Below are 10,649 nucleotides of genomic sequence, written 5' to 3' on the forward strand. Positions count from 1 at the left end.
TTGACGGAGGGAATCGGCAGAGTTGATGATTTCCTCATTACGTCAGTGTTGCTTGGAGGACACCATGTCCCACATCCCTGTTGACAAGGGCGGCCCTCTGACGCCCCACCGCGACCTCCACAGTGAGCAGGGCGCCCTGCGTGGAGAGCACCCCGGACGAGCCCGGAACCCCGTGATCAAGGTGGCGGACCTGGCCTGGCTGGAGTTCGAGAAGCCGGACCTGGACCGGGCCGAGGTGTTCGCCCGTGACTTCGGCTTCACGATCGCGGCCCGCACCCGGCACGAGCTGTGGCTGCGCGGCACGTTCGCAGGCTCACCCTGCATGGTCATCCGGCGCGGGAGCGCCTCCCGCTTCCTCGGGCCGGCGTTCCGCGCGGCCGAGCGGGCCGATGTCGTCCGGCTGGCCGCCGCCGTCGGACACACCGTCCGGGACATCGACGTCCCCGGCGGCGGACGGTCGGTCGCCCTGTTCGATCCCTCGGGCCTTCCGGTTCGGGTGGTGCACTGCGCCGAGCCGCTGCCCGCGCTGCCCGAACAGCCGCCGCTGACCCTCAACACCGGCACCGAACCCCGCCGTACAAACGCCACCCAGCGTCCGCCCCGGGAGCCGTCCCGCATCCAGCGCCTCGGCCATGTGGTGCTGGAGACACGGACGTTCACCCGCACCCTGGACTGGTACCTGGACACCCTCGGGATGATCGTGTCCGACTTCCTGTTCCTGGACGGACAGCGCGAGCGCGGGCCGACCATGGCGTTCATCCGCTGCGACCAGGACAGCACGCCCGTGGACCACCACACCGTCGCCCTGCACCTCGGGCCCGGCACCGGCTACGTCCACTCCGCCTACCAGGTCACCGACCTCGACTCCATCGCCGCAGGCGGCGAATACCTGGCCGAGCGCGGCTACCAGCGCAGCTGGGGCATCGGCCGGCACATCCAGGGCAGCCAGCTCTTCGACTACTGGCGCGACCCCGACCGCTTCATGCTGGAGCACTTCGCCGACGGCGACCTGCTCTCCTGCGACCTCGAACCCGGATGGGCGCCGATGTCGGCGAGCGGCCTGGCCCAGTGGGGCCCGCCCGTCACCCGCGACTTCCTGGGTACCAACCCGTCCCCCGCCAAGCTTCGCGAGGTCATGACGGCCCTGCGCGGCGACAACGAACTCGACCCCGCACGCCTGCTGGGCCTGATGAAAGCGATGAGCTCATGAGCACCAACGTTCTGCGCACCCCCGACGGCTGGTGGGCCGTCCGGGACGAGCACGCCGTCCGCATCGACACCAAGGCGGTCACCACCGCCGGACTCCTCGCCGACCGGGCCGCCGTGCGGGAGGCCGCCGCCTCCGGCGAGAGCGGCACACCCGTCGCCGACCTGGTGGCGCTGCCCCCGGTCACCACCCCCTGCCGGGTGGTGGCCCAGATGGTCAACTACCGCAGCCACGCCAAGGACTCGGGCTTCACCGGCGACATACCGCCCACCTTCTTCCGCAAGGCGTCCGGCTCGGTCAGCGGCCCGCACGAGGCGATCGTCCGCCCGGCGCACGTGCGGTTCCTCGACTACGAGGTGGAACTCGGCCTCGTCATGGGCGCGCCGCTGCCCGTGGGCACTGTTGTGGAGGAGCGGGACCTGCCTTCGTATGTCGCCGGGCTTGTCCTCACCAACGACGTCAGCGCCCGCGACGTCCAGCTGACCAAGACCCAGTTCTACGAGAGCAAGTCCTACCCGACGTTCACACCGACGGGGCCGTACCTGGCCCTGCTGGAGCCCGAGGACTTCGCCCGTCTGATCGATCTGCGGCTGCGGTTGAACGTCAACGGCGTACCACGTCAGGACCGCACCCTTGCCGACATGATCGTGCGACCGGCGCAGGCGCTCACCCTGCTTGCCCGGTTCCAGGCCCTCGACCCGGGCGACCTGCTGCTCACCGGCACACCCGGCGGTACCGCGCTGAAGGCCCCGCCCAAGCCGGTCGAGAAGATCGCAGCCCTGCTGCCGCCCGCGCTGAAGTGGAAGGCGTTCTTCAACGGCCAGGCCAAGAACCCCCGATACCTGCGTAACGGCGACCTCGTCACCGCCACCATCGCCACCCCCGACGGGCACATCGACCTGGGCGAGCAGCGGACCGCTGTCGCGGACGCGACGTGAGCGCCGCATCCCGGAGACCCGTGGTCATCATCGGCGCGGGCCCCGTAGGAGTCACGGCCGCACTCCTGCTCGCCCGGCACGGAGTGCCCAGCCTGCTCCTCGAACGCCACCGGGACGTCTACCCGCTGCCACGTGCCGTCGTCGTGGACGACGAGGTGCGCCGGATCCTGCAGAGCGTCGGCATCCACGAGGAGTTCGCAGCCCTCGCCCGTCCCGCACGCGGGTTGCGGCTGCTGGACGCCCGGCACCGCGTGATCGCCGAATTCACACGATCCCGGCACGGGCATCATGGCTTCCCCCAGACCAGCATGTTCGACCAGCCGGACCTGGAGCGCCTGCTCCGCGACGCGCTGGCGCGCCGCCCGGAGTGCGAGCTGTGGGGCGGGGTGGAGGTCGTGTCCGTCACGCAGGACACCGACGGGACGGCGCCGGTCCAGGTCACCTTCCGCCGCGACGGCAGCGACGAGGACGAGCACGTCTGGGCCGATGCCGTCCTCGGCTGCGACGGCGCCGGCAGCCTCACCCGCGACGCCATCGGCACCGTATGGGAGGACCTGCGCTTCGAGGAGAGCTGGCGGGTCATCGACGTCCGCACCAGCCGCCCGGTGCGGACCTGGGAGGGTGTCGAGCAGATCTGCTGCCCGACCCAGCCCGCCACCTTCATGCGCCTCGGCGAGGACCGCTACCGCTGGGAGTTCCGGCTGCCCGCCGACGTACACCTGGACGGGCCGGACGGCCGGGAACGCCTGCGCGAGCTGGTCGCCCCCTGGACGGACGCGCCGTCCGGCGCCGCGGGGGCCGACGACTTCGAGGTGATCCGGCAGGCGCAGTACACCTTCAGGGCCCGCCTCGCCGACCGGTGGCGCCGGGGACGCGTCTTCCTGCTGGGTGACGCGGCCCACCTCACGCCTCCCTTCATCGGGCAGGGTCTGTGCGCGGGCCTGCGCGACGCCCGAAACCTCACCTGGAAGCTCGCCCGCGTTCTCCAACAGGGCGCAGACGACGGGCTTTTGGATACCTACGAGCGCGAGCGCAAACCGCACGCCCGCTATGTGATCCGGCTCGCGGTGGCCATGGGCTGGGCCATGACCGGTGGACAGGACCGCGGCGCGGCACTCCGACGGGCCGTCGTCGGTGCTGCATGCCGCGTCCCAGGCGTGACCGCGGCGGTGAGCCGCGACCTCAGCCCCGCGCTGACCGCCGGCCCACTGGTACGGCGCCGCCCCGGGCTCATCGGCCGTCGGCTGACCGGCACCTTCTGCCCGCAGCCCTGGGTGATCGTCGACGGCAGGCGAATGCGCCTGGACGACGTCCTCGCAGACTCCTTCGCCCTCCTGACCGCTGTGCCTCCCACCCCGCACATGACGGCCGTGGCCACGGCACTTGACGCAGCCACGATCCACCTCGACGACCTGGACGACGACGGCACGCTGGCCGCCTGGCTGGCACGCGGCCGGGCGAACGCCGTCCTGCTGCGCCCCGACCGCGTCGTGATGGACACCGTCCCCGCCGGGACCGGCCACTTCCCGGACCCCACCGCCTGGGCCTCCCTGCTCCACACAGCCCGCCGTACCACCGATGCCCGGCCCGTCCCCCCGCCGAGGAGCACCACACCATGACCACCCAGCACCCCACGCCGCATCCGGAACCGTTCCTGCCGCCTGACCCGAAGACGGCCGCCGGCAGCCGTGTCGCGGACTTCGCCCGCTGGGCCGCCCGGCACCAGGGCGCCGAAAGCATCCAGGACCCCACCGACTACCAGGCCCTGCACCACTGGTCCGTCACCGACCTGGAGGGATTCTGGGCGGCAGTGTGGGAGTACTTCGACATCGACGCCGCCACTCCGTACGAGCGGGTGCTGGCCGAGGAGACCATGGCAGGCGCCCGCTGGTTCCCCGGCTCCACCCTCAACTACACCCACCACGCGCTGCGCAACCTGCACCCGGACGCCCCCGCGATCACTGCGCTGGACGAGACCGGAGCCGGCTACGAGATCACGGGCCGCCAGCTCCGCGCCCAGGTCGCCTCCGTCGCGGCCACCTTCCGCGACCTGGGTGTCGGACCAGGCGACCGGGTGGTCGGCTACCTGCCCAACACCCCCCATGCCCTCATCGCCTTCCTCGCCGCCGCCAGCCTCGGCGCGGTGTGGTCGGTGTGCGGCCAGGACTACGCCCCCAAGGCCGCCGCCGACCGCTTCGCCCAGCTCGAACCCACGGTGCTCATCGCAGCGGACGGCTACCTCTTCAATGACACCCGCCACGACCGCCGCGCAGCCTCCCTCGAACTGGCCGACGCCCTTCCCACCCTGAAAGCCGCGGTGCTCGTGGACCACCTGGGCCTCACCTGGCCCGAGACCCAGCACACCAGCCTGACGGTGCCCTGGGACGACGCCGCCACCCGCACCGAATACCTCACCATCACCCCGGTGCCGTTCGACCACCCGCTGTGGATCGTCTTCTCCTCCGGCACCACCGGTCTGCCCAAGGGCATCGTCCACGGACACGGCGGCGTCCTGCTCGAACACCTCAAGATCCTCGCCCTGCACTGCGACCTGGGCGTCGGGGACCGCCTGCTGTGGTACACCACCACCCACTGGATGATGTGGAACCTGGTCGTCTCCACCCTGCTGACCGGCGCCACCACCTGCACCTACGACGGCAGCCCCGCGCCGGTGGCGCGCCCGGACATCCTCTGGGAGCTGGCAGCCCGCCACAAGGTCAGCCTCTTCGGCACCAGCCCCCAGTACCTGCTGGCCATGGCCAAGCTGGGCATCGAACCCTCCGTGCACGACCTGTCGGCCATCCGCGCCGTCGGCTGCACCGGCTCCGCCCTGCCCGCCTCCGCCTACCCCTGGGTCCGCGACCACGTGGGCGCAGGCATCCAGCTGGCCTCCACCAGCGGCGGCACCGACGTCGTCTCCGCCTTCGCCGGCAGCGCCCCCACGACCCCCGTGTGGGCGGGCGAGCTGTCCGCCCCCAACCTCGGCGTGGCGCTCGCGGCGTACGACGGCGCGGGACAGCCGGTCGTCGACCAGGTCGGCGAACTGGTCGTCACCCGCCCGATGCCGTCCATGCCGCTGTACTTCTGGAACGACCCGGACGGCAGCCGATACCGCGACGCCTACTTCGGCGCCTACCCGGGCGTGTGGCGGCACGGCGACTGGATCACCCTCACCTCCCACGGCTCGGTGATCGTCCACGGCCGTTCCGACGCCACTCTCAACCGCAACGGCGTGCGCCTGGGCAGTGCCGACATCCACGACATCGTCGAACGCCTCCCCGAGATCACCGAGGCCCTCGTCATCGGTGCGGAGGAACCCGATGGCGGCTACTGGATGCCTCTGTTCGTCGTTCCCGCGCCCGGTGTCAGGCTGGACGACGCACTGCGCGAGAAGATCCGCGACGCCATCCGCACCGGCGCCTCGCCCCGCCACGTGCCCGACGAGATCCTCGCCGTGCCGGCCATCCCGCATACCAGGACCGGCAAGAAACTAGAGGTCCCGGTCAAGCGCCTCCTCCAGGGCGCGCCCGCCGAGCAGGTCCTCAATCCCTCGGCGGTCGACAACCCGGACCTGGTCGCCTACTTCGCCGGCCTGGGAGCCGAACGCCGTCAGGCCCGTCACCCGCACACCGTCAAGGACGCCTCATGAGCCTCTCCGCGGCCCTGGCCTGTCTGATCGTGCTGATCTTCGCCTTGCTGGGCGTGGCCAAGATCATGGCGCTCGGCCCGATGCCCGAGCTGGCCGCCCATGCCGGCTTCACCACCGCCTCCTACCGGGTGATCGGTGCGCTGGAGCTGGCAGGCGCCATCGGCGTGGCCATCGGCCCGGTCCTACCTGTCTCCGGAGGGCTGGCCGGCCTCGGCCTGCTGATGCTGCTCGCCGGTGCTGTGACCACGCACGTGCGCAAGGGAGACCGGCTGCCCGAACTCGTCCCCGCGATGGTGTGCGCCGCACTGGTCGCCTGGTATCTCGTGCTCCTTGCCGATGTCGGCTCGTGACGTTGGCTGAGGACTGCAGCGGCCACCTGTGATACGCAGACCGTTCTGCTTGTCGGTTGCTATGCGCTGGCGGCGAAGGCCCCTGAGCCCTGTGAGCGAGCTCACGTCGGGGCTGGCACACTGAATCTGTGGTTCCGCTGATGACCGCGACCGATCAGGCCGCGTCCTCATCACTCACAGGCGCCGGTGTGGTGTCGGCCTGCGCATTGCTCTTCACCGTCGCGTCGTTCTGGTGGCTCAACGCCAGACAGGGGCGCCTGAAGACGTGGGAGCCCCATGCCTTCGCAGCGATCATCCACTCATCCACCGCCCGCCTGCGGCTCCCGCTCGTCCTTCACAACACCGGCCCCAAGCCGATAGTCGTACAGGACCTCATCCTGACCTTCCCTGACGAGCCCGCTTCTCACCTGCCGCTGCTGTGGGTGTCCTCACCGTCTCGCCTCCAGCCCGGGCCGGACGAGGATGCAAAGCTGCCGGCCGGCTTCGTTGTGCCCGGCAGAGAAGCGCAACAACTCTTCATCGAGTTCGAGGCACCGTTTTCCGGGTTCATGCCGGAAGCCCGTGACTTCAAGGTCCAACTGCAAGCGAGGCTCGGCCACCGCAAGGGGTGGCGCCGCCTGCTGACGTTCACCCTGCGGGCCGCCAACATCACTGATCCAGATCGCTACACCGTCTACAACAACGCGCCGATCGAGCTGACGAAGGAAGATCGGAAAAGGGCGGATGCCGCACTCCTTGAGCTATTGGAAGAGCAAGGAGACGACTCCGCTTCGGGCGGCAGGAGACAGCGGCATTCTTCCGAGGACGACGGCGACGCCGACACGAGCCGCTGACGCAGCTCCCGCCAGCCGAGCAAGCTCCTGGTGCGAGCAGAAGGTCACGGCTACTGCGGCCACGCCGGCCCGTGAGCCCGCGGGGCGAGCGCCCTGAACAACGCCGAACGACTGCCTTTCCGCGAGGGGCTGTCGAGTCGAGCCGCTGCGTGAGACGACGATGCGCAGGGCCTCCTGCCAGCCGGTGGACACCGACGCAACGACAGCGCCGAACCGCCCGAGCAACTTCTGTTCCCGCTCGCTGACCAGGGCGGATGGTGTGGAGACCGGGTCCTCGAACAGCCGCGTCAGCTGTCACACAGCCCCTATGAGCGGGGGTCTGGCTACCGACAACGCACCATCCCCGGCCAACGGCCGACACCGTGACACCAGGACACTTCGGTCAGGCGTGTCATGAGTCAGACCCCGGCCCCGGGAACGCACCCACCCATCCTCCCGCCCGTCGCAGCATCCCCACCCAGAAATACCGAGCATTGCAGGCACCGGCATGTGGATCTCACCCGGCCCACGACGATGGGCTGTACTCTCCACTGCTTCCGGAGCTTCTACGCCTCACCGTTCGAAGCCGCCGCGACCCCGGTCAGGAGCAGAGTCACCAACCGCGTGAGCCGGGGGCGAACTCGGAGGCCACCTCGCCACATGGGGCTGCCCACCATGAGCACCCCTTCCGTCCGACCGGACCACCGGCGCCGGGGAGGCGGCCGCGCTGGGGCTGCGGCTGGTCTCCGACCCGCTGGCGGACCGCACCCGCCGCTTCTGGGGCCTGGCGATCGCCGGGTACGCCCTGACCGTCGTCTCCGTCCCGTTGCTCGGAGTGGCCGGAGTCTTGTGGATGGCCTGCCTGCTGGTCATCGCCGAGCGGATCGGGAAGGCAGTGCGCTCACCGGCGAAGGACACCCTGCTCTCGCACGCCACTGCCGCGACCGGGCGGGACCGTGGCTCCGCCGTTCATGAGGCCATGGACCAGATCGGCACCATCGCCGGCCCGCTGCTGGTAGCGGGCGTGCTCGCGCTCACCGGGAGCGACTACGGCCCCGCACTCGGCGTTCTCGCGGCCCCCGGCATCGCCGTACTGCTGCTGTTCTGGCTGCGGGCCCGAGTGCCGGACCCGGAAGCCTACGAACGCGCGGCACAAGCCGCAGCACCCCCGTCACCGGCTACGCAGGACGGACGGCTGCCGAGGGCGTTCTGGACCTACGCCGCCTTCACCGCCGCCACCACGACCGGGTTCGCCACCTTCGGGGTTCTCTCCTATCACCTGGTCGAGCGGCATCTGCTGAGCGCCGCGTGGGTGCCGGTGCTGTACGCGGCGGCGATGGCTGTGGACGCCGTGGCGGCACTGGCCACGGGGTGGCTCTACGACCGGGTCGGTCCGCGTGTGCTGGTCGCCCTGCCCGTGCTCACGGCGGGCATGGTCGCGCTGGCCTTCACCAACACGGTCGCGATCGCGGTGGCCGGGTCACTGGTGTGGGGCGCGGCCATGGGCATCCAGGAGTCCACCTTGCGCGCCACGGTCGCGGACCTGGTGCCCAGCGGGCGCCGAGCCACGGCGTACAGCCTGTTCGCCGGCGTTGTCGGCGCGGCGAGTCTGGCCGGCGGCGCGCTGACGGGCGGTCTGTACGGCTACTCGATCCCGGTGCTGATCGCGGTGGTCGTCGCCATCCAGGTCTTCGCTGTGGTGCTGCTGGCCGTCACCCGGGTCACGTGGCGCTGACTTCAGAACTCCCGCTGTCAGCGGCTCAGTCCGTATGGCAGGGCGGGCTCGGCGGCGGTGATCTCGATGAGCCGGTTGTACTTGGCGACGCGCTCACCGCGAGCCGGGGCGCCGGACTTGATCTGGCCGCAGCCACAAACGCGGAAAGGGATGCGGTGGATGCCGTTCCGGAAGCGGATGAGGTCATCGTGGTCTTCCAGCCGTCAGGCAGGGACCGTTGGCGAGCCGTCGCGGCCCCGCGGTTAACAGTGAGCCCCTCCACCGTCCTTCTGACCTCCACGATACGAAGCCGGTCCATACCCCGCAAAGGCGCCCGCAAAGACCAAGTCGGCCCCGCGGCTGTTGCCGCCCCGGCTGCGGGGCAGGAGACTGCTGGTATCCGGCGATGGGGCTCGCCGCCAACCGCACCCCAGGGGTGCTGATGGCCTCTACCTGCTGACCGCGCTCCCATTTGAGGAGGTCAGGGCCATGCCCCGGATCACCATCGACATCGACGCCACCGTTTCCTCCACCATCCGCACGTCCGACGACGGCGCCTCCGGCCGCCTCACCTCGGGCGGCTGGCCGGTCGGACACGGACGTGTACTCGACACCCTCGACACCGATGGGGCGCCCCTGGACGCCCTGGTGCTGATGTCCGAACCGGCCCTGGCCGGCGTCACCGTGCCGGCCTGGCCGCTGGGCGTCCTGCACCGTATCGGCACCGAGTCCGAGCCCGCCGTCCCGATGCTGCTGTGCGTGGCCGAGGATCCTTCCTTCATCGACCTTGCCGATGCCGGCGACCTGCCCCGCTGGCACGCCGAAGGCGACGCCTGGGCCGCCGTCCTGGCCCGACTGCAACACCGGGCCGTCGGCAAGGTCACCGACTGCGGCACCCGCGCCGAGGCCGAGCACCTGATCAGCGATGCCCATCATGCCTACGAGCGGCTCACGGGATGCCTCGAATGAGGAGGGTGGAAGACAACCGCTCCGTCAGCCGCTGGGGAACTCGAACGGCCATCGGGCTCCTGGGCACTGCTCTGCTGTCTCTCGCCACTCGGTACGAGCGGCCACTTGCTCTCTTCGACAGGTGTGCGGCCCTGCCTGCGCCACAGACCAACGGGGGTAGACGGGCATGGCTGGCCGTGACGGCGCTGGGCTCCCGGCCAGTCGCTTACGCGGCGGTGGCCCTACGGTGCCTGACACGTGAGCCGTCCAGGCCCGTGCTTGACCGGTGCCGGCCCTTGATGGTTCTGACGGCCGGCGACGCCGCACGCACGGGCCTTTGCCGTGCCGTCGGCCGCCCCCGGCCTCCAGCAGAAGAACGGCTGTCCGCCTGCCGGGGAGCGAGCTTCCCGTCCCGGCATACCGCCGCTGCCCTGCTGGCCACCGGGTTGACTGCACGAGCGGCTCGGCCTCGTGCCGCCGGTGCGGTGGGGGCGCTTGTCGGCCTCAGCCGCGTGACTCTGCGTGTTCACTGGCCCTCGGACGTGATCGGCGGATGGCTGTTCGGGTACGGCTGGCTGGCTGCGGCGGAGTGGGCGCGCCCTGCCAGCATGCCGCAGCGGCGCGGACAGATGCGCGCAGCCGTCTGCCGCGGGTAGCAGAAGAGCCGTCGTCTGCAGCTCCCGTTCGGACGGAAGCGTCGGCCCGGGCGGGAGAAGCCGGTCCGGGGTGTGATCACGATGGATCACCCGCACACAAAGGGGCAGTCTGCCTCGCCCGGAGCACGCCCCCGTTTGGCCGTCACGACCTCAGCGGAAAGATCAGCGCTGTCGTCAGCCAAGCGGGAGTCGCACGGGAGGCCGGAGCCGGCATGGTCGCCGACTCCGGCCCGGTGACGGAGGGCCATAAATGCCGTGACCAGGCGGCGGCCCTCCGTGCGGTGCACGTCCAATCGACTTACCTCATAGGGCTGTTCAGCCGGTGAACGCGGTGGTGCCGTTCGGTGTGCCGAGCCCGGACGGGCCGTCGTAGCC

At 70.7% G+C, this 10,649-nt stretch carries 9 protein-coding genes, 1 pseudogene and 1 riboswitch; of the genes and pseudogenes, 9 read left to right on the forward strand and 1 reads right to left on the reverse strand.

Going from position 1 to position 10,649, the window contains the following annotated elements:
• Positions 1-64: 64 nt before the first annotated feature.
• From IE277_RS44790 to IE277_RS44820, 7 genes are all read left to right on the forward strand, one after another.
• Positions 65-1,210: a VOC family protein gene (locus tag IE277_RS44790; protein ID WP_189959640.1), complete on the forward strand. Its 1,146-nt coding sequence runs from the start codon at positions 65-67 to the stop codon at positions 1,208-1,210.
• Complete coding sequence (locus IE277_RS44795; RefSeq protein ID WP_189959642.1) at positions 1,207-2,145, forward strand: fumarylacetoacetate hydrolase family protein; 939 nt, start codon at positions 1,207-1,209, stop codon at positions 2,143-2,145. The genes IE277_RS44790 and IE277_RS44795 overlap by 4 nt, the downstream gene beginning before the upstream one ends.
• On the forward strand, positions 2,142-3,764 hold the full coding sequence (mhpA, locus tag IE277_RS44800; protein ID WP_189959644.1) for a bifunctional 3-(3-hydroxy-phenyl)propionate/3-hydroxycinnamic acid hydroxylase MhpA: 1,623 nt from the start codon (positions 2,142-2,144) through the stop codon (positions 3,762-3,764). The genes IE277_RS44795 and mhpA overlap by 4 nt, the downstream gene beginning before the upstream one ends.
• Entirely contained in the window at positions 3,761-5,794 is a 2,034-nt protein-coding gene (locus IE277_RS44805; protein ID WP_189959645.1) for an acetoacetate--CoA ligase, read from the forward strand. Before mhpA ends, IE277_RS44805 begins: the two co-directional genes overlap by 4 nt.
• Positions 5,791-6,144: a DoxX family protein gene (locus tag IE277_RS44810; RefSeq protein ID WP_189959648.1), complete on the forward strand. Its 354-nt coding sequence runs from the start codon at positions 5,791-5,793 to the stop codon at positions 6,142-6,144. The genes IE277_RS44805 and IE277_RS44810 overlap by 4 nt, the downstream gene beginning before the upstream one ends.
• A gap of 140 nt (positions 6,145-6,284) precedes the next feature.
• Positions 6,285-6,977, forward strand: a complete 693-nt coding sequence (locus IE277_RS44815; RefSeq protein WP_189959650.1) for a hypothetical protein — start codon at positions 6,285-6,287, stop codon at positions 6,975-6,977.
• A 712-nt stretch (positions 6,978-7,689) separates the two neighbouring features.
• The gene (locus tag IE277_RS44820; protein ID WP_268252738.1) at positions 7,690-8,691 is read left to right on the forward strand and encodes an MFS transporter; all 1,002 of its coding nucleotides are present in this window, start codon (positions 7,690-7,692) and stop codon (positions 8,689-8,691) included.
• A 17-nt stretch (positions 8,692-8,708) separates the two neighbouring features.
• Here IE277_RS44820 and IE277_RS44825 read toward each other — a convergent pair.
• Positions 8,709-8,825, reverse strand: a pseudogene (locus tag IE277_RS44825) (hypothetical protein); the annotation flags it as partial.
• A gap of 238 nt (positions 8,826-9,063) precedes the next feature.
• A riboswitch (Fluoride riboswitch) is annotated at positions 9,064-9,129 on the forward strand.
• Positions 9,130-9,159: 30 nt separating this feature from the next.
• Between IE277_RS44825 and IE277_RS44830 the strand changes: the two are divergent.
• Together IE277_RS44830 and IE277_RS48530 are read left to right on the forward strand one after the other, a co-directional pair.
• Positions 9,160-9,639: an inorganic diphosphatase gene (locus tag IE277_RS44830; protein ID WP_189959652.1), complete on the forward strand. Its 480-nt coding sequence runs from the start codon at positions 9,160-9,162 to the stop codon at positions 9,637-9,639.
• A 278-nt stretch (positions 9,640-9,917) separates the two neighbouring features.
• Complete coding sequence (locus IE277_RS48530) at positions 9,918-10,274, forward strand: phosphatase PAP2 family protein (RefSeq protein WP_229882518.1); 357 nt, start codon at positions 9,918-9,920, stop codon at positions 10,272-10,274.
• Positions 10,275-10,649: the final 375 nt, after the last annotated feature.

The sequence above is a fragment of the Streptomyces alanosinicus genome (genome assembly GCF_014650595.1).
In the GTDB taxonomy this organism is placed as follows: Bacteria; Actinomycetota; Actinomycetes; order Streptomycetales; family Streptomycetaceae; genus Streptomyces; species Streptomyces alanosinicus.

Coding starts and splice junctions, on each gene's coding strand:
- IE277_RS48530 (WP_229882518.1), top strand. CDS start 9,918: ATGGTTCTGACGGCCGGCGACGCCGCACGCACGGGCCTTTGCCGTGCC.
- IE277_RS44830 (WP_189959652.1), top strand. CDS start 9,160: ATGCCCCGGATCACCATCGACATCGACGCCACCGTTTCCTCCACCATC.
- IE277_RS44815 (WP_189959650.1), top strand. CDS start 6,285: ATGACCGCGACCGATCAGGCCGCGTCCTCATCACTCACAGGCGCCGGT.
- IE277_RS44795 (WP_189959642.1), top strand. CDS start 1,207: ATGAGCACCAACGTTCTGCGCACCCCCGACGGCTGGTGGGCCGTCCGG.
- IE277_RS44805 (WP_189959645.1), top strand. CDS start 3,761: ATGACCACCCAGCACCCCACGCCGCATCCGGAACCGTTCCTGCCGCCT.
- IE277_RS44810 (WP_189959648.1), top strand. CDS start 5,791: ATGAGCCTCTCCGCGGCCCTGGCCTGTCTGATCGTGCTGATCTTCGCC.
- IE277_RS44790 (WP_189959640.1), top strand. CDS start 65: ATGTCCCACATCCCTGTTGACAAGGGCGGCCCTCTGACGCCCCACCGC.